At 42.4% G+C, this 20,591-nt stretch carries 15 protein-coding genes and 1 pseudogene; 14 read left to right on the top strand and 2 right to left on the bottom strand.

The window, feature by feature from the left end; genetic code table 11:
• Positions 1–7 precede the first annotated feature (7 nt).
• Complete coding sequence (locus A0256_15275; GenBank protein AMR32685.1) at positions 8–439, bottom strand: hypothetical protein; 432 nt, start codon at positions 437–439, stop codon at positions 8–10.
• 144 nt (positions 440–583) lie between these two features.
• Here A0256_15275 and A0256_15270 point away from each other — a divergent pair, with 144 nt between their 5' ends.
• From A0256_15270 to A0256_15255, 4 genes are all read left to right on the top strand, one after another.
• Positions 584–1,258: an urease-associated protein gene (locus A0256_15270; protein AMR32684.1), complete on the top strand. Its 675-nt coding sequence runs from the start codon at positions 584–586 to the stop codon at positions 1,256–1,258.
• A 165-nt stretch (positions 1,259–1,423) separates the two neighbouring features.
• Positions 1,424–2,512 (top strand): tRNA(5-methylaminomethyl-2-thiouridine)-methyltransferase, encoded by a 1,089-nt coding sequence (locus A0256_15265; protein ID AMR32683.1) that lies wholly within the window; start codon positions 1,424–1,426, stop codon positions 2,510–2,512.
• 172 nt (positions 2,513–2,684) lie between these two features.
• Positions 2,685–5,093 (top strand): DNA topoisomerase I, encoded by a 2,409-nt coding sequence (locus A0256_15260; GenBank protein AMR34569.1) that lies wholly within the window; start codon positions 2,685–2,687, stop codon positions 5,091–5,093.
• Between the two features lie 102 nt (positions 5,094–5,195).
• Positions 5,196–5,600, top strand: a complete 405-nt coding sequence (locus tag A0256_15255) for a hypothetical protein (GenBank protein ID AMR32682.1) — start codon at positions 5,196–5,198, stop codon at positions 5,598–5,600.
• Here A0256_15255 and A0256_15250 read toward each other — a convergent pair.
• On the bottom strand, positions 5,595–7,106 hold the full coding sequence (locus A0256_15250; protein AMR32681.1) for a gluconokinase: 1,512 nt from the start codon (positions 7,104–7,106) through the stop codon (positions 5,595–5,597). The genes A0256_15255 and A0256_15250 overlap by 6 nt on opposite strands.
• Before the next feature lie 282 nt (positions 7,107–7,388).
• Between A0256_15250 and A0256_15245 the strand changes: the two genes are divergently transcribed.
• The 10 genes and pseudogenes from A0256_15245 to A0256_15200 all read left to right on the top strand — a co-directional run bounded on the left by A0256_15245 (position 7,389) and on the right by A0256_15200 (position 20,549).
• Entirely contained in the window at positions 7,389–7,775 is a 387-nt protein-coding gene (locus tag A0256_15245) for a two-component system response regulator (GenBank protein ID AMR32680.1), read from the top strand.
• Positions 7,756–8,847 (top strand): glycosyl transferase, encoded by a 1,092-nt coding sequence (locus A0256_15240; GenBank protein ID AMR32679.1) that lies wholly within the window; start codon positions 7,756–7,758, stop codon positions 8,845–8,847. Before A0256_15245 ends, A0256_15240 begins: the two co-directional genes overlap by 20 nt.
• Before the next feature lie 3 nt (positions 8,848–8,850).
• Positions 8,851–9,531, top strand: a complete 681-nt coding sequence (locus A0256_15235; protein ID AMR32678.1) for a hypothetical protein — start codon at positions 8,851–8,853, stop codon at positions 9,529–9,531.
• A 3-nt stretch (positions 9,532–9,534) separates the two neighbouring features.
• Positions 9,535–11,682: a hypothetical protein gene (locus A0256_15230; GenBank protein AMR32677.1), complete on the top strand. Its 2,148-nt coding sequence runs from the start codon at positions 9,535–9,537 to the stop codon at positions 11,680–11,682.
• 195 nt (positions 11,683–11,877) lie between these two features.
• A pseudogene (locus A0256_15225) lies at positions 11,878–13,329 on the top strand (hypothetical protein).
• Positions 13,330–13,395: 66 nt separating this feature from the next.
• Positions 13,396–14,010, top strand: coding sequence for an acetyltransferase (locus A0256_15220; protein ID AMR32676.1), 615 nt, complete (start codon positions 13,396–13,398; stop codon positions 14,008–14,010).
• Positions 14,011–14,023: 13 nt separating this feature from the next.
• Positions 14,024–15,361 (top strand): hypothetical protein, encoded by a 1,338-nt coding sequence (locus tag A0256_15215; GenBank protein AMR32675.1) that lies wholly within the window; start codon positions 14,024–14,026, stop codon positions 15,359–15,361.
• A complete protein-coding gene (locus A0256_15210; GenBank protein AMR32674.1) occupies positions 15,358–16,584 on the top strand; it encodes a glycosyl transferase family 1 in 1,227 nt (408 codons plus the stop codon). Before A0256_15215 ends, A0256_15210 begins: the two co-directional genes overlap by 4 nt.
• Before the next feature lie 35 nt (positions 16,585–16,619).
• Positions 16,620–17,807 carry a hypothetical protein gene (locus A0256_15205; protein AMR32673.1) on the top strand — a complete coding sequence of 396 codons (1,188 nt, stop codon included), beginning with the start codon at positions 16,620–16,622 and terminating at the stop codon, positions 17,805–17,807.
• Positions 17,808–17,915: 108 nt separating this feature from the next.
• On the top strand, positions 17,916–20,549 hold the full coding sequence (locus A0256_15200; protein AMR32672.1) for a hypothetical protein: 2,634 nt from the start codon (positions 17,916–17,918) through the stop codon (positions 20,547–20,549).
• The last annotated feature ends 42 nt before the right edge of the window (positions 20,550–20,591 follow it).

The raw sequence follows: 20,591 nt of genomic DNA, 5'->3' as shown, positions 1-20,591 counted from the left end.
CTGCTTGTCAGCCTTCTGCGTGAATGCTCCAACCAATAAAAGGCTTTACTGTAGCGCAGTTGGGAGCACCATTTTTCCCGGTACCTTGTACGCTGGTTGCTAGTTTCGTTCCCAAATGTATCTGGGCCCAGGTAATCCCTGTGAGCGGTATTTTGAGCCGACCGCTCCAACCACTGCCGCCTGCGTATGAGCCGATATTCAAATAAATAAACCTTGCACTTACAGGCCCCTGCACAAATGGCCCGCGAAAATCTGGCAAATTATGAGTTTGCGGTGTGCCCTTAACTATTACACTTAAACTAAAATAGAGATCATTACCCATAGATGGCTGAAGCTGTACCGACTCGTAATTGGAACCCGACCCCTTCTGCAGCGCATAAAGCAAGTTAAGGGGTGGTTTTTGGAGGGTGATATGTAAATCGGTTGTATATTCTTGCATAGCAGTTTAATTTGAGATCTTACTTGGGTGCAATTGGCACCTAAAGATAGCATCGGTTAACCATTTAACTGTAAAATATACTATATTCACAATAGTTTCCTTAACTTGTTTACATGGCACCAGCAGCCAGGCCTAAATTAAAAAATGAAAAAATTCCTTAAAATCACGCTACGTGTCGGCCTAGGTCTAATTGCTTTTATAGCGGTTTACCTGCTTTCTGCTTGGGTATTAGGTAAAATCACTATTGATGCCGAGCCTGTTACCACGCAGGATATAACCATATACATTTTAACCAACGGCGTACATACCGATATGGTAGTGCCGGTACGCAATAGCCAAATAGATTGGAGCAATGAGATCAGATTTGATAACACAGTTAGCAAAGATACCAGTGCCAGTTTTGTGGGTATGGGCTGGGGCGATAAAGGATTTTACCTCAACACCCCTACCTGGGCGCAATTAAAGTTCAGTGTGGCTTTTAAAGCAGCTACGGGTTTAAGTTCGTCCGCCATTCACGCTACTTACCATAAAGAACTTATAGAAAGCTCATCCTGCAAAAAGATCCTTATTAGTAAAGAACAGTATGCCAGGCTAATAGACTACATCAAATCAAGCTTTAAAACGGATAATGCAGGCCATATCATTAATGTAAAAACTACCGCTAACTACAACGAGTTTGATGCTTTTTACGAAGCCAAACGCAGGTATAACCTATTTTATACCTGCAATACCTGGGCAAACAATGCCTTGAAAGCATGCGGCCAAAAAGCCTGTTTGTGGACACCGGCGGACACCCCAATATTTGATAAATACGACTAGTACTTATTCATACATGGCATGTTTCCCTGTTGTATCAACACGCTCTTTTTCCAAATGTCAGTGTCTGCATTGCTGTTTGCCAATAAATGCACCCAACCTATTTTACCATCCCCTGACCCAGGCTTAAACCATATTCCGCTGTAAAGACTTATCTTTGCACCCAATATGAGTAAGCACGGAAGAATATTAGTGGCCATGAGCGGCGGAGTTGACAGTTCGGTAGCGGCAGTGATGCTGCACGAGCAGGGCTACGAAGTTATAGGCCTTACCATGAAAACATGGGACTATGCCTCTTCCGGCGGCAGTTCTAAAGAAACCGGTTGCTGCAGCCTGGATAGCATCAACGATGCGCGTGCGTTAGCTGTTGGTTATGGTTTCCCGCATTACATCCTTGACATCCGTAACGAGTTTGGCGATTTTGTGATCGACAATTTTGTTGATGAATACCTGGCCGGGCGCACTCCAAACCCCTGTGTTTTGTGCAACACCCACATCAAATGGGAGGCCTTGTTGAAACGTGCTGATAAACTGGATTGTGAATTCATTGCCACCGGGCATTACGCCAATATCCGTTTACAGGATAGTGGCCGCTACGTAATTTCAAAAGGTAAAGACGAAAATAAAGATCAATCTTATGTACTTTGGGGGGTATCGCAAAAGAATTTAGCGCGTACCAAATTCCCATTAGGTAGTTTTTCCAAACCCGATATTAGACAGATGGCTGTTGATATGGGTCAGCTGGAACTGGCTGGCAAAAGCGAAAGCTATGAGATCTGCTTTGTGCCGGATAACGATTACCGATCATTCCTGCGCCACAAGGTGGAAGACCTGGACGAACGTGTTGGCCCCGGCAACTTTGTACTTACTGATGGCACCATCGTAGGTAAGCACCAGGGTTACCCCTTCTATACTATTGGCCAGCGCAAAGGCTTAGGTATCGCATTAGGCAAACCTATGTTTGTAACGCAGATACAGCCAGATACCAATACGGTTGTATTGGGTACGCCGGAAGAACTGGAAAAGAAAGAAGCCTGGGTACGTAACCTCAATCTTGTTAAATACGCGAGCATCCCTGAGCCGATCGAAGCAGTTACTAAGATCCGGTATAAGGATGCAGGTACGGAAAGTAAGATTGTACAGATCAGCGACCACATGAAGGTTTCATTCGATCATATGGTATCGGGCATTGCTCCTGGCCAGTCGGCTGTTTTTTATGAAGGCAATGATCTGCTGGGCGGCGGGTTTCTGATTTAATTACAGGGTTCAAATGGTCATCGGGCTAAGAAGTTTTAGGTCAGTTTGGTGATTTTATAACTTTGACAACCTTTCCAAGGGCTCCAAACTTGCCAACATTTCCCGTCTCAACCGAAAACAATTTGCGTTTCTACCGCATTTTATGTTTTCTTTGCAAAAAACAAAGTACTTAATGGCCAAAAATCTACTTATAGTTGAATCACCGGCGAAAGCCAAGACCATAGAAGGATACCTCGGTAAAGATTTCACCGTAAAATCGAGTTACGGCCATATCCGCGATTTAGTTAAGTCTGAAGATGCCATAGATGTAGCTAACAACTTTGCGCAAAGATATGAAGTGCCTGCCGATAAAAAGCAGGTGGTGAGCGAGTTAAAGAAGCTAGCTAAAGAAGCCGACATGGTATGGCTCGCTTCCGATGAGGACCGCGAGGGTGAGGCTATTTCCTGGCACTTGTTTGATACTTTAGGTTTAAAAGATGCCAGCACTAAACGCATCGTTTTTCACGAGATCACCAAACCAGCCATTTTACGCGCTATAGATAATCCACGAAAAATAGATTATAACCTGGTAAATGCACAGCAGGCCCGCCGGGTTTTAGACCGCTTAGTAGGTTTTGAACTTTCTCCCGTATTGTGGAAAAAGGTTAAGCCGTCTCTTTCTGCAGGTCGAGTGCAATCTGTGGCCGTACGCTTAATTGTTGACCGCGAAAGGGAGATCAATAGATTTAAAAGTGAAGCTGCTTTTAAAATAGTTGCCATCTTCGGCACAGGCAGGAATGCATTCAAGGCGGATCTGGCCGAGCGCTACAGCAAACAGGAAGATGCCGAAAAGTTTTTGCAGGACTGCGCCAAAGCTATCTTTGATATTAAATCTTTAGATACCAGGCCAACCAAACGTTCTCCTGCAGCACCATTCACCACATCAACATTGCAACAGGAAGCCAGCCGTAAGTTGGGTTACTCGGTTGCGCGAACGATGCAGGTGGCGCAGCGTTTGTACGAAGCCGGTTACATAACCTATATGCGTACCGATTCGGTAAACCTTTCTGATACCGCTATTGCAGCGGCCGAGAGTGAGATCGTATCGGCATACGGTAGTAAGTATCATCAATCGCGCAAGTATAAAACTAAAAATGCAAGTGCACAGGAAGCGCATGAGGCTATTCGCCCAACGTACTTTAATAACCATACCATCGATGGCGAATCTAACGAAAAACGCCTTTACGAACTGATCTGGAAACGTGCTATCGCATCGCAGATGAGCGAAGCACAGTTTGAGAAAACCGTTGCAAAGATCAGTATATCAACGCGTAAAGAAGAACTTACCGCCAACGGCGAAGTAATGAAGTTTGATGGTTTCCTGAAAGTTTACCTGGAAAGCAGCGATGATGAAGAAGATAACCAGACCGCAGATGGCGAGAACGCGATTTTGCCGCCTTTAACAAAAGGGCAGGTACTGGATTTGCAGGAAATGACCGCCACTGAACGTTTCTCGCGCCCACCTGCCCGCTACACAGAGGCAAGTTTGGTGAAGAAACTCGAAGAGTTAGGCATTGGCCGGCCATCCACCTACGCTCCTACCATCTCCACTATTCAAAACCGCGGCTATGTGGTTAAAGAAGAGCGTGAAGGACGGGTAAGAAATTTCAGGGTGCTTACGCTGAAGAAAGAAAACATTACTAAAGAGGAAAAAAGTGAAAACACCGGCGCAGAACGCGGCAAATTGTTCCCTACCGATATCGGTGCGGTGGTAAACGACTTTTTAGTTCAGCACTTCCAGGGCATCGTTGATTTTCATTTTACGGCAAACGTAGAAAAGCAGTTTGATGAGATTGCACAAGGACTGCAGGATTGGACTAAGATGATCCGCATCTTTTATGACCCTTTCCATAAAGATGTACAAAGCACTATAGAAACTGCAGATAAAGCAACCGGCGAACGCGAACTTGGGGTACATCCCGAAAACGGCAAAAAAATGTCGGTTAGAATTGGCCGTTATGGCCCCTTTGTACAATTAGGCGAGAGTGCATCTGACGAAAATGAAGAAAAGCCTGCTTATGCAAGCTTGCGCACGGGCCAGAGCATTGAAACCATAAGTTTAGAAGAAGCTCTGGAGTTATTTAAACTTCCAAAAGTTGTTGGCGAATACGAAGGTAAGATAATGAAGGTAGCCATTGGCCGTTTTGGGCCATATATTAGCCACAACAGTGCGTTTGTATCGCTGCCAAAAGAAATAGACCCGCTTGACGTGACCGAAGAGCAAGCTATAGAACTGATAGAGGCCAAACGCAAAAAAGATGCAGAAAAGCTGATTAAAGCATTCGCCGAAGATGAAACGGTAAAAGTTTTGAACGGCAGATGGGGGCCTTACATTGAATTTGGCAAGCTGAATGTTAAAATTCCAAAAGATAAAGATCCGCTTACGCTAACTTTCGATGAGTGCAAAGTCCTGGCAGATGCAGCACCGAAAGATGCTAAAAAAGGTAGGTTTGGCAAATCCGCAGCGGCGGCAAAACCAGCGGCAAAGCCTGCTGCAAAAAAAGCACCCGCAAAAAAGAAAGCTGCAGTAAAGAAGAAATAATTAATTAAGAGCGTTTAAAAGGTTGTGAAAATGGTGTTGTGTTAATCCACTCATCAACTTTTACAACCTTTTATAAATAGAAGGCTTTACAACTAACGCAAAATGATAAAAGATATCCCTGTAAACGTGGTAAAAGATATAGGCATAGCCGTTGCGCTGGAGAGCGAGACCGTTGAGAGCAAAATTTGGTACGTGTACCTTATAAATCTGACAAATGCACCGTTGGAAACTGTTTTGATCACCTCAAAAGGCTATGGTGAAAAAGACGGTGAGCAGGTAAAAACTTCCGTACTTCGACATGCTTTCCCCTTAATCCCTGCTAATTCGTTTAAATTGATAGAACCCATTGATGAGGCCACGTTTGGCTTAAATAACGAATATTGGCTTAGCTACTATATCGGTAAAGATATCTTCGATAAAAAATTTATCTTTTTGCCAGAAAGCATCGTCGATAGTAATTTTATCAAATTACCCGTAGTGAACAAACCTGGTGTAATGATTTTATAAGTCCAGTAGTTTTAGCTGGTGCATGCTATCTTTTAAATCGTCGTATAGTTTTTTATAAATCGGAAACAATGCACTGTAAGTTTTATGGCGCGCTGCATTTGGTTCCACTACCGTTTGCGATTCGCTTTCCGCTTTTAACACAGGTGCTATATCAACCCCCAGGGCTTCCATACCCAGGTAAACGGCGCCTATTGCAGACGAGTCGCCGCTTTGTAAAAGCACCAGCTTTTTACCTGTTATATCGGCTAATATTTGCACCCAAACTGGCGAAGAAATAAATCCACCGCTCACCACAATCTCACTAACCGGCTCAGACGATCCCTCTACAGCCTGAAGTACATCATACAGCGCAAAGCAAATTCCTTCAAGGGCGGCCCTCAAAAAGTGCTGCTGCTGGTGTTTAAAATTGATCCCAAGAAATGCACCGGAGCTACTCGCATCCCAGATCGGGGCTCTTTCGGCATACAAATAAGGCAGAAATAGCAAGCCATTACTGCCAGCCTCAACGGCCTCTATCTGTTCAAATAATCTCTTATAAGCATCGTCATCTACTGTGTTTGTTTTCAAAAAGCTTTTCAGTAGCCAGTCAACCGCCGCGCCCCCATTATTAACAGCACCGCCGCAGATATAAGTATTTCGGTTCAGCAAATAGTTAAACGTCATTGCTTTATAGTTATAAACGGGGTTACTGCGCCCAACTCTAACTGCTCCACTGGTGCCAATGGTTAAAGCCGCAACGCCCGGTCTGATGGCGTTACCGCCCAAATTAGCGCAGCAACCGTCGGTGGCACCGATAACGAATGCCGTTGTGATTGGCAGAGCCGGAAACATCGGATTCTCCATCGTTAAAAAGCGCAGATGGGTAGTGCTTACCGGCGAAGAAAGGTGGCCGCTATCTATACCTGCTAATTCAAGTGATGGCTGATACCATTCTAAAGCAATAATATCCAGCATACCAGTGGCGGACGCCACAGAATGATCCACTTCAAATACGCCAAAAAGTTTAAACCAGATGTATTCTTTGATAGATATGAACTTAACTGCTTCAGTAAATAAATTCGGCTTATTTTGCTTTAACCAAATTATTTTGCAAAGAGGAGACATGGCATAAATTGCCGTACCAGTATGCTTGTAAATGGCCTCCCCTTCGCTTGATGCCCTTAGCCCGGCCGCTATACCTGCACTCCGGGAATCCGCCCAAAGCATTGCATTTGCAAGGGCAGTTCCCTTTGCATCAGCCGGCATTATGCTGTGCATGGCACTGCTGAAACTTATCGACGAGGGGGCTGAATTCAATTCGCCCAGCACCTCATTAAGGCAATTCACAAACGCATCCCATATAGATTCAGGGTTTTGTTCGCTCACAGTTGGCTGAGGATTAATGGTTGGATAATGATACTGGGAAGTGGCAATTATTTTCCCATCCTCGTCAACACACACCGCTTTAGCGCTTCCAGTGCCTAAATCAATTCCGATAAAATATTGTTTAGAATTTATTTCTACCATTGTTAATTACGGGTAAACCGAGCCGAATATATCTGTTTAAATAATCCACATGAGCATAATTTACCAACATTTTACCTTTTATCAATTTGATGAAAATCTACAATCGAATTTTTTAATCTACTTTTAATAAAAAATATAAGCGATATAAAACAAGGCATTTAAGTTATGGGATAAATATTTTACATTGATTTAATTTGTACCAATATCGCTTTTAGATTAATTTTTTAGCATATTTTGATTTAAAAGTATCATATTTATAGCAGTAACTACGACAATTTCGGCATGAAGAAAACGCTACTTATTGTGGATGATGATTTGAGTATTTTGAAATTACTGAATTTCATCTTATCCAAGGACTATGAAATTATTGTTAAGAACAACGGTATCGAAGCATTTAGCTGGTTAGAAGACGGCAATATGCCAAAGTTGATCATCTCGGATTTACAAATGCCTTACTTTGATGGGCAATCCTTCATTAAAAACGTTAAAATCAGTGGTTTCTACAGAAATATTCCCGTTATCATGCTTTCAGCCGCGCATGATTTAGAAGAACAAGTTGCCAAAATGCCCTTTAAAGTAGAGGCTTATATACACAAGCCTTTCAACCCAACCACCTTAAAATCAGCTATTAATCAAGCTTTACAAGTTTATGATGCATCAGACAACTGATTGGAACGAAAATTCAGGTTCGCAGGTCAGGATAGCCTATGCCGGGCTTGAATTAAAAGACCTTATTTCAAATGATCTTGGCGAAAGCTTTCGCATTTCTTTTAACGATACGCTTAAAGATCTGGAAGATTATCTTGGCGATCAATCTATCTTAACTATTCCTGATATAATTTTAGTTGAAGTAGATAAGGACGAAAAATGTTTCGCACTGGTTGATGCGTTAAGAAAAAATTTTCTGATGAATGGTTTGATTATCGTTATGCTTTCTACCCGCAACGATAAAAAACTGGTACAAACTGCCATGAAGCTGAAACTTCATGATTTTTATACCTATCCGTTTTCCACTTCTGACCTGCGCGAGCGCCTGAACTTTTTAGTAAGGTTTAAATTGATCAAGCCCAGATTATTGGAGCTTTCAAAGGAAGTAGATACCACCTACCAAATGCCAGCAGGCAAGCGGTTTCTTGATCTTTTCATCTCCAGCATGATGCTGATTGGCCTTTCGCCGGTTATGGCAATAGTTGCTATTGCTATTAAATTTGATTCTAAAGGCCCGGTATTTTATAAAAGCAAACGCGTAGGAACGGGTTATAAAATTTTCGATTTTTACAAATTCCGCTCAATGCGTACGGATGCTGACCAAATGCTTGCGCAAATGGCCGTTACCAATAACCAGTATGCTGCCGAAGAAACCGGCACTGCCAAATCCGCTTTCGTTAAAATTAAGAACGACCCAAGGGTAACTAAATTGGGGAATTTTCTACGTAATAGCAGTTTGGATGAATTACCGCAGCTATTTAATATTTTACGAGGAGACATGTCTGTAGTGGGCAACAGGCCGCTACCTGTATACGAAGCAGAGATGCTCACCTCTAATGAGTGGTCTATGCGTTTCTTAGGACCTGCAGGTTTAACTGGGTTGTGGCAAATAAGCAAGCGTGGGAAAGAAGATATGAGCGAAAGGGAAAGGAAGAAACTGGATAATTTTTATGCCCAGAAGTATTCTTTTTGGTTAGATGTTAAGATAATTATCGGGACCGTTCCTGCTATGTTTCAGAAAGAGAAAGTTTAAATTATGACTATCAGATTCAAACTATTCGGCTTTTTTGCAATAGCTATGCTTTTGACTTCCGGGTTACGTGCCCAGGAGTCTATGATACCTGATATTAACTATCAGTTTATGGAAAAACTTATTGCTACAGCAAAAAAGAACTACCCGGAGATAAAGGTTCGCCAGTCGCAGGTCAACGTGGCTAGGGCAGCTGTCAGCCAGGCAGCGGCAGGTTGGTTCAACGCTTTCACGGCATCCTATATTTACAGTCCAAAAAACTCTATAAACTTAATTCAGCCAACTCTTTTTAACGGTTACCAATTAACGTTTTCAATTAATATAGGCCAGGTTTTAACTACCCCATTTGCTGTGCGTGGCGCCAAAGCAACAGTTAAAGTTGCCGAATATCAGCAGGCTGAATATAACCTTGCGCTTGAATCTACCGTAAAAAAGCTATACTTTCAGTATCTTACGGCACAAGCTGAATTGCGCTTACGTTCTGGAGCTATTATCGATGGAGAAACTGCCGTTAAGCAATTGAAGTATTCGTTCCAAAAAAATGAAACTACCTTCCAGGTGTACAACGAGGCCTTAACAAGCCTATATCAGCAGGGAGGGTTTAAAGTACAGGCGGAGTTGGCCATGTTAACAGCAAAAACTAATCTTGAAGAAGTTTTAGGCGTTAAATTAGAAGAGGTTAAATAAAGAATGGAGTTCGCAAATTTTTTGAAAGTTTTATGGAAACATAAAAACCTGCTGATAATTGTTCCGCTTGCTACTATAATTATTTCTTATTTCCTTGTTAAAAACCTGGCCGATAAATATGTATCAAATGCGCAGATCGCAACAGGTATCATCGATGAATCTCGCCACTTGCTTGATAAAGAGAGCAACAGCGCTGCACAGGAACAACAAATTGCACAAGGCTTTAGCAATCTGATAGAGATCATGAAGCTTAAAAAGCTCATAAATCAGGTATCCTACCAGCTGATTTTGCACGATTTAACCAGCCCCACTCCTTTCAAGCCTTACAGTAAACTCTTTCTGACGATGAATGCCGGCGCAAAAAACCACGCCATCGCGTTATTTAACCAAAAGCTCAAGCGCATGGAGCCGATGGACTTTTATAATAAGGACGAAAACGGGCTAAATGAGTTGCTCCGATCTATGAAGTATGACGAGCGCAACCTGCGCGAAGACCTCCAGATCATACGTGATGAGGATAGCGATTTTATTTCGGTTAGTTATGAATCTGCCAACCCTCAGCTATCCGCATTTATTGTAAACGTACTATGCCGCGAATTCATTAGCTACTACACGCACACCATCAGGCAAAATGAAACCGATGCCGTCAATTTCCTGGCTAAACTTTTGGCCGAAAAGCGGGACGCACTAAACAAGAAAACAGCCCAGCTGCAGCAGTACAAAATACAGAATGGCGTGATTAATCTGGAAGAGCAGTCAAAGTCCATCTTTGACCAAATTATGGTTTACAGCGACCGTAAACAACAGGCTGAAAAAGATGTAGCTTCGTACAACGGTGCCATCAGCAATATCAATAATAAATTTGACCCAAAAGACCGTAACTATATCGAAGCATCGCTGAACAAATATAATACAGCTTTGGTGGAGACGCAGGAACAATTGCATCTCCTTACCAATAAGTATGTTCGCAGCAACTTCGCCCCGCAGTATAAAGCACAGATAGACTCTTTAACGAAACAACTTACCCAGCAGATTAACCTTACGTCAGACAAATACCTTACAAACCCATTAGTAGGCAAAGACGCATTGGTAACTCAAAAAGCAACCTTGGAGGTGACACGGGACTTGGCGAAGTATAGTTTAAGGGCAATTAATGATGCACTGGCGGGCTTGAATGCAAAATTCCAGCGGTTGGTTCCATTTGATGCAACGGTGAAAACTTACAATTTTGAACTGGATATCGCCAGTAAGGAATACCTGGATGTTTTGAATAAGTATAACCAAACCAATCTGCAATCTACTTTTTCCATTAAATTGCGGCAGGTTGATTATGCAACGCCCGATGCCGCGGAGCCCTCTAAAAAGATGTTGCTGATCATCCTGAGCGGAGTGATCACTTTTGCATTTTGCGTAGTTATATTATTTGTGAGGTTCTTCCTCGACGATACCATTAAACATCCGGGCCAATTGGTTACGCAAACCAATCTCCCATCGCTGGGCTACCTTAACACCGTTACAGGCGGCACATTGGATCTTCGCAAACTATGGGATGTTGAGCATAGGGATAAGATGAAGCAATTTAAGGAACTGATCCGCTCGATAAGGTTTGAAGTTGACCAGGAATTAAAAGGAGATAAAATATTAGCAGTCACCAGCCTTGGACACCATGAAGGCAAAACAGTATTAGCATTGAGTTTGGCTTACTCCTACGCCATGATCAACAAAAAAGTATTATTGATAGATGGCAACTTCAGCAATCCTACTATTACCGCTACCGCACAGCCAAAATTATACATTGAAGATTATTTCAAAAACAATCCGGATACCTATCAGGCATTTTCCGGCGGAACTACGGTACTTGGAAACCATGGCGGCGATGTGACGCTTTTAGAGGTCAGCGACGAGAACTTTATCAGAAGCCGGTTCAACGAATTGAAGACCAAATATGATATCATCATTATAGAGACACCTGCCCTATCTACGCTAAATAAATCAAAGGAGTGGATATTATTTGCCAATAAAGTGATTGCAGTTTTTGAAGCGAATAAAAGTGTTCTTAAAACGCAAAAAAATGATATCACCTATTTGAAAAACCTTGACACGAAATTTGCAGGCTGGATCCTCAATAAGGCTACCGTACAGGAGAATTAATACTTTAAGCCAAATTCTGCTTAATCAATTGCTGCCATGAAAATTACGCCAAACTCAAATATTAAAGTTGATCCGTTTGAAGGCTTGACCCCCATTGAGAAAAAAACACGCAAGGCAGCAGTGATTTTTGTTTTTCTAGGTGTTTTTTTCTGGGCTGTTAAAATATTGATCCTTGCATAAACGCTGAGTTACAAAATGATTGATAACCAGGCAGAAAATAAAGGGCTAAGAAGCTATTTGCACAAAAAATTAGCGATAAGCAATTGGAGCACCACAACTATGATTTTACTGTTGCTGCCTGTTGCCGTTATCATTAGTTTGGTAGTTGCAAAAGCAGGAATAATTGGCGCCGCAGGCTTACTTGTTCTGATCATTGGAGTACCCGTTGTTTATGGAGTAATCGCTTATCCGGAGTTTGGCATCGCCGTATTCGTAGTCGTGTCCTTCATGTTAAACTATGTTTCTGAGTTTTTACCTCCTGATGCTCCATCCGGAATTTTGCTGGATGCCCTCACCTATTTACTCATTTTTGGCTTTTTTGTTAAGAAGAAATACGATAATAATTGGTTTTATTTTAAAAATCCGATTAGCTACCTTGTGTTGATTTGGCTTGCATACAATTTCCTCGAAGCCATAAACCCGGCCTCGCCTTCAATTTTAGCCTGGGTATATACCGTGCGAACAGTAGGCTTCTTAATGTTGATGTATTTTGTATTTGTCTACCAGATCCGGTCTATCAAATATATCCGTTTCTTATTTAAGCTTTGGCTTTTTCTGTGTTTGCTGGCGGCCATATCAGGCTTTCAGCAGGAAAACTTTGGCCTGATGGGTTTCGAAAAAACCTGGTACTACTCAGATCCATTGCGCTTAAGCTTTTTGTTTATAAACGGACATTTACGTAAAGTGGCTATTTTCCCGGATCCGGTAACCTTTTCCTATAATATGGTTGTGGCATCAGCCATGTGCATCTGTTTTTTCATGCTTAATATCAGCAAAGCAAAAAAAATCTTTTTAGGGTGCCTTATTCCATTTTACCTGCTTACCATGCTTTACAGTGGTACCAGGGGTGCCTATGTACTTTTGCCTGCAGCCTTGGCGCTACTGGCCATATTAAAGTTTAACCGGAAAATCATTGTGGCGGTTGTTTCTGCAGGATTGCTACTGGCAGTTGTTATTTTTATGCCGACATCAAATGCTACGATCAAAAGGTTTCAATCGGCGTTCAATCCCTCAAAAGATGCTTCTTTCAACGTGCGGGCCGAAAATCAGCACCGTATTAAGCCATATATACTATCACATCCTATTGGTGGCGGCTTAGGTTCAGTAGGTATATGGGGGCGCAGATTCGCGCCTAATTCTATGCTGGCAAAGTTTCCGCCAGACAGTGGTTTTGTACGCGTTGCCGTAGAAATGGGATGGATAGGCCTGCTTTTGTTTTGCACACTGATGTTTGTTATTTTGAAGACAGGGATAAATAACTACTATCTTATCCAAAATCCTGAGCTCAAAACTTACTGTTTAGCCATGATATTATCTATATTCGTTTATAATATCGGTAATTATCCGCAGCAGGCGCTGGTACAATACCCTTCAAACATATTGTTTTATATGGCAAGCGCGCTGCTTGTTGTATGCAAAAGATTGGATGACAATGAGCAGGCCGAACTGAAGGGCACTGCCATAACAATATCGAAGCCAAATAACTTTTTATAGATGTCGTTACTTACAGTAATCAAATCTCACCCCCGTATAAAAAAATTTGCGCACTGGCTAATCGTCAGATCGGGCCATTCCCGGCCGCGGCTATGGGTAAGATGGATTTTAAATCCATTTATTCATAATCGCAGCTGGAAAGCAAAAGTAGGTTTATACGCACGGATGGACGTTTTCCCGTTTAATGATTTTGCCCTGGGCGAAAACAGCATTGTGGAAGATTTCGCAGCAATTAACAATGGCGTAGGCGCCGTTTTGATAGGGCACCACGTAGGGGTTGGTTTGTCAAATACCATTATCGGCCCGGTTACGCTGGGTAATTATGTGATGATGGCGCAAAATGTTGTACTTTCTGGCCTTAACCATGGGTATGAGGATATTAATACCCCCCCGCGTGTACAAAAAGTGGTAACCGGCCAAATCACCGTAATGGATGATGTTTGGATTGGAGCCAACAGTGTAATTACCGCAGGAGTTACCATTGGCAAACATGCCGTTATCGGCGCAGGCAGTGTTGTTACAAAAGATGTGCCGGCTTACAGCGTGGCTGTTGGCAACCCGGCTAGGGTAATTAAAAAATACAATTTTGAAACCGCTAGCTGGGAAAAAGCTTAAGCTCATTGGCCAAATGTCGTTTATAAAAAAGATAATTAACAAACATACGATCAACCTGGCAAGCAGTGCAGCTATGCCTCTAATCGGCATGCTGGTACTCTCCATCCTGGCACACAAATTACCCGAGGTTGATTTTGGTAACTACATTTTCTTTCTACAAACCTTTCTGCTGGCTGATATGTTCCGCACAGGTTTTTTACAAACCTCGCTGGTAAAATTTTATGCTGGGGCACCAAAAGATCGCGCTACTAATATAGCTGGCTCCGCCTGGGCCGTCGGCTTTATATTAACATTTGGATTGGCGTTCATCGATCTCCTCCTTTATTTGTTTTTAAAAAGCAGCAACAGCGATTTGGAAGATACGCTTAGGTGGTTTGGTATTATTTATATATGTACACTGCCATCAGCCATTGCCGGCTGGATTTTGCAGGCCGAAGAGCGCTTCGACAAAATGTTTATTATACAGATCGTTAACCAGGGTGGCTTTTTAGGCCTGATCTTTATAATTATTTATCTCAAAGAGCTCAAATTTGATTCGGTAGTTTACTGTTATCTTGCTACCAATATCGTTACCAGCCTTTTATGTGTATTTGCCGGATGGTCGAAGGTGAGTAGTATCAGACATAAATCTTTGGCTTCCATGAAACAGCTGGCTAATTTTGGTAAGTATAGTGTGGGTACTTCACTTGGGTCAACACTGCTTCGCAGTTCGGATACTTTTATTATCAAAATAATGTTCCCTACAAAATTGGTAGGGGTATATTATATTCCTCAGCGGCTCATGGAAGTTTTCGAAATACCTATGCGGAGTTTTGTATCTACCGCACTGCCAGAATTATCCGCTGCTGCCCAAAAAGATAACCGACCAGAAATTGCCAACATCATGAAAAGATACGGCGGCCTGTTAACGGTACTGCTTTTACCAGTGGCAATTGGAGGCTGTATTTTAGGTGGGCTGGTTATCCAGTTGTTATTTGGCGATAAATACGTGCATTCTGATGCGTTCAATATCTTCCGGATTTTTATGTGTTATGTGATCATTATGCCTATCGACAGGTTTTTTGGAATTACGCTGGATATACTGAATAAGCCGCATTTGAATATGCTAAAGGTTTTTCTGATGCTTACCGTTAACGTGATAGCAGATTTTGCCGGGATAGCCATCTTCCACAATTTGTACGGGGTAGCTATAGCGTCCCTGTTTACTTATTATTCAGGAGTAATATTTGGATACCTTCAATTGAAAAAACATCTTAATTTTACGTTAAATGACTTATTCTCGCTAGGCTATGGCCAGCTAAAAGCGATGATTGGTCATTTAAAAAATAAATCAAAGACCCAGGGTGCATGACTTTAACCGGCAAACATATCGTAGTTTTTTCGCAAATGCAGTTCGACGGGCGTTTAGAGTCTACTATTTACACCATGGCGCGCCTGCTGGCAAAAGACAATTATGTTTATTTTGTAGACCGGCCCTTTACCTGGAAAGATTATTTTAAATATAAGGATACCAAAGCCTATCAATTACGTAAAGCACACTTTTTTAACTCTGCGGACAGCTTTATACAATCAGATCTACCAAACTTCAAGATTATAATATCTCCACCTGTTCCTTCTATCAACGCGATACCCGAAGGAAAGGCTTATCGCATGGCCGTAAAGTTTAATGAGTGGATGGTGGCATCACGCTTAAAAAAGGTATTCAAACAATTGGGCGTTAAAAACTATATTTATATCAACTCCTACAACTTTTCGTATCCGCAGCTTCATCAAATCCTCGAGCCAAAACCTGCAATAGCTGTATACCACTGTGTAGACCCCATAATTGAGGAATACCAATTGAAGCACGGCGTAAATAACGAGCAGATTTTAGCTAAAAGTGTAGATATGATCATTTGCACCAGCCGCGAACTACAGAGAAAGAAAGCACTGTTAAATAAGCACTCGTACTTTGTTCCCAATGCCGCAAACCTCACCCACAGCCAAAAAGCACTTGATCATTCGTTGTCGCTGGCGGAGATACTATCGGGGATAAAAAAGCCGGTGATAGGCTATTTTGGCGCGGTTGAACGCCGGATAGATTACACCTTGATCAAACAAGTAATAGGTGATAACCCGGATAAAAGCTTTGTATTTGTTGGCCCTGTTGATGAAGATTATATTAAAGAAGGGCAATTCGCAGCGGCAAACCTGCATTTACCAGGCCCTGTTGCGTATGAGCAAATGCCTGCAGTTTTAAAAGGCTTTGATGTGTGCATCATCCCTTTTAAAAAGGATGAAGTTAGCGCTAATATATTTCCGCTCAAACTATTTGAGTACCTGGGAGCAGGCAAACCAGTCGTATCTACCAATTTCAATGATGATCTGCATAATTTTACCGCCGGGCTTGTACCCTACTGCCGCACAGCAGACGAGTTCTCTGCTGCTTTAAATATAGCCCTGGCAGATGCAAAAGCACCGGAAAAGGTACAGCAAAGAATAAATATTGCCGCAGATAATACTTGGGAGCACAGAATTTCCGATATTAAGGAATTATTAGTAAAGGGCCTTAAGGAGAAAGGCGTCGCATTTTGATCCGAATAATTTTTAGATTTTAAACAAGGTTGACCATGGACTTTATTAGACTCATTTTTTCGATATTATTTACACTGGTATTTATTTACCTTGGTATCTATAGCCTGTACTTGTTTATTTTTTCGGTACTTGGCAAGCTTATGATCAAAAAAGCCCCCCCTGTTGCTGCGGCCTATAGTAAGTTTGTAATTTATATTTGTGCTTACAAAGAAGACGCTATAATTCTGAACTCGGCAGCGCAGGCACTAACAATTGACTATCCCCAGGATAAATTCCATGTTTGTGTCATAGCCGATTCCATGCAGCCGGAAACCATTGTTAAACTTAAAGAAATGCCCCTGCAAGTAGTAGAAGTTGTATTTGAAAGCAGCACAAAATCCAAAGCACTGCACAAGGCAATAGCCAATACATTCGAAGATTTTGATGCAGCAGTAGTTTTCGATATCGATAATATAGCAGCCACCGATTACCTGCGCCATATCAATAATTACCTGCATGCAGGCGACAGAGTTATACAGGGCCATCGTATAGCTAAAAATACAGAGACACCGGTTGCTATTCTAGATGCCATAAGTGAAGAAATAAACAATCACATCTTCCGCAAATCGCAGCGCGTTTTAAACCTTTCGGCAGCTATAATTGGTTCAGGGATGGCCCTTGAATACAGATTATTCAAAGAAACCATGGCTAAAATTGATGCCGTGGGTGGTTTTGATAAAGAAATGGGCCTCGTGCTTACCCGCCAAAACATACATGTGGCATATGCCGATGCAGCATTGGTTTATGATGAAAAGGTAAGTAACCCAGAAGTGTTTAAAAACCAGCGCCGCAGATGGCTTTCAGCACAGTTTAACTTGTTAAAAAAGTACGGACTTACCGGTTTCACCGAATTATTCAAAAACGGTAATTTCGATTATTTTAACGAAATCTATCAAATGGCGATCTTACCACGCATTCTAATGCTCGGGCTAATGCCTTTTATGTTGTTTATATCGCTGTTTACGCCTGGTATAGGCCCTTCATGGCAACTTTGGCTGGCTGCTTCTGCGCTGTGCTACATTGGTATTTTGGTTGCTGTACCGGGCCAGTTTTTCAACAGTAAATTATTGGGTGCAGTGTTGAAAATACCGTTAATATTTTTTGCAATGCTGGCGTTGCTTTTTAAATTGAAAGGCGCAAACAAAAAGTTTATACATACGCCACATAGCACAACCAGTAATTAGTGACTAAAATAGCGGCATCGGGTAACCTAAAATAAAAGGTTGTTTTTGAATTTAAAATTTGAAAAAGTAAGCTTTGGCCGGGGCGCCGGCTAAAGTGTGATTGAAAATATGGAAGCATTATTAAACAATACCAAGGTTGATTATCCAAAAGAAAAGGCATTGTTCACCCTCTTCAATGAAAGCGTTCAGCGTTATCCAAACAAAGTTGCCATTCGTTTTCAGGATCGTAGTTTAACGTATACCGAAGTTAGCGATACCGCTAACCGGATCGCTAACCTGCTATCGGTTATGGGGGTAAAAAAGGGAGATGTTATCGGCTTGGCCCTAGATCGCTCACCGGAGATGATCATATCGCTTCTGGCTATTATGAAGTCGGGAGCTGCTTACGTGCCGCTTGATCCAGAATATCCTAAAGACCGGATTGAATTCATGCTGGAAGATTCATCTGCTAAAATTTTAATTACGCAAGCCAAATATAGCGGACACTATGCGGGCAACAGTACGGAGTTGATTATCGAAAAAGCATTAGCAGATTCGGTTGGCTTACCAGTAAGTGAACCAAACTCGCAGGTAACCGGCAGCGATCTTGCTTATATCCTTTACACATCCGGCTCTACAGGTAAGCCAAAAGGTGTTCAAATTGCGCACCATAGCCTGGTTAACTTTATATTGAGCTGCCAGAAAAAACCCGGCATTACATCTGCCGATAAAACGTTGGCGGTGGCTACCATATCATTCGATATTGCAGGGCTGGATATTTACTTACCGCTTAGTGTGGGCGCAGAGTTGGTTGTGGCAGATTCACTTACCGCTAAAGATGGCCGTGCAGTGTTAGATATTGTGCGTAATCAAGGCATCACTATTTTGCAGGCTACGCCATATACCTGGCGCATGATGCTGGAAGTAGATTGGGAAGAAAAACTGCCGATCAAGGTTTTTACCGGAGGTGAAGCGCTAGCCAAAGACCTGGCTTTGAAATTAATACCGCGCTGTAATGAAGTTTGGAACCTTTACGGGCCTACCGAAACTACCATCTACTCGATTATAAAACACGTTACTGATGCAGAAGACATTACGGTAGGCTGGCCTGTAGATAATACCCAGATCTACATCGTAGATGAAGCCATGAACAATTTAACCAACGGCGAGATTGGCGAGATCCTGATTGGTGGCGACGGTGTCTCCTGGGGGTATCTTAATCGGGAGGAGCTCACTGCCGAAAAATTTATTGATAATCCCTTCTCTGACAAACCTGGAGATAAGATTTATCGCACCGGCGATTTAGGTAAATTCAAACCCGATGGTGAGATCATTTGCCTGGGGAGGATAGACCACCAGGTTAAAGTGCGCGGTTACCGGATAGAGCTCGGCGAAATAGAATTTCACCTGAGTAATCAGCCCGGGGTGAAAGATGTAGTAGTTATAGCGCGTGAAGATACTCCGGGCTATCCACGCCTGGTTGCTTACCTGTTACTTCTCGATGGTTCTACCGGTCACCCTTCTGCTAACCAGTTGGATGCCTGGCAAAACGCCTTACTGGCCGAACTGCCGGAATATATGGTGCCGGATGATTTTGTGTTGTTGGACGCGATACCGTCAACACCAAACGGAAAAGTGGACCGCAAAGCTTTGCCAAAACCCGATTACAGCTACATTGTAAGGTCTGAGAGTTACATAGCGGCGCGCACCAGCAATGAAAAACTGGTAGCAGATATCTGGCAGGAAATGATGGGTTTGGATCAGATTAGTATGATCGATAATTTTTTCCAATTAGGCGGCCGGTCGCTTGTTGCGGTAAAAATAATGGCAAAACTGGAAGAAAAAACAGGAAAACGCCTGCCACTTGCCACTCTTTTTGAACACTCTACCATTGAAAAGCTGGCCACCCGCTTAGAAATTAACGACGAAGCGATTAGCTGGGATTCGCTTGTACCGATTAAACCCCAAGGCAGTAAAATGCCTTTGTACATTGTGCATGGCGCTGGCTTAAACGTTTTATTATTTAACGCTTTGGCTATGAATATGGACAATGAACAACCGGTTTACGGGTTACAGGCCAAAGGAATTAACGGGATAGATGAGCCTTTAGATGTGATGGAGGAAATTGCTGCCAACTATGTGGAGGAGATCATCAACCACGATCCGGTTGGCCCATATGCAGTTGCTGGGTATTCTTTAGGTGGCTTAATTGCTTATGAAATGGCTAAACAAATGCTGGCCATGGGTAAGGATTTAAAAATGCTGGCTATGTTTGATACCTACGCCGATCAAACTAAAATACACACACCGCCATTGAAAAGGGCACTGACCGATGCCTGGTTTTTTCTTAAACAGGTAGCCTACACGCCGGTATTGTTTCTGGAAGACCCAAAACGAACCATTGAATATAAAAGCAGAGAAATTGGCCGGAGAATTAAAAAGGCCTATCTAAAAGCTTTTCCAAATAAAGTAAAAAAGAAAGAAGGCTTCGCTGCTTATACGGACGACATTCACGAAAAGAGTGAGACTGCGCAGCGGAACTATTTGCTCACCCCGGTTGACATAAAGATAGAGCTATTTCGTGCAAAAAAGAAAACTTTCTACATGGACGATTTTAAACACCTTGGCTGGATCCCCTACGCACGAAAAGGCGTGGCCGTTCACGATATTCCAGGCGAGCACAACACTATCTTTGCCCCGCCGAATGATAAGCAGTTTGCCGAAGTATTACAAGATTGCTTGGACAAGGCTGCTAAGCAATAGTTGAATCCAGATAGATTTCCATTTAACTTAACATTATTTTGA

Source organism: Mucilaginibacter sp. PAMC 26640 (genome assembly GCA_001596135.1).
GTDB lineage: Bacteria > Bacteroidota > Bacteroidia > Sphingobacteriales > Sphingobacteriaceae > Mucilaginibacter.
This window is presented reverse-complemented; position numbering and strand designations above follow the sequence as displayed.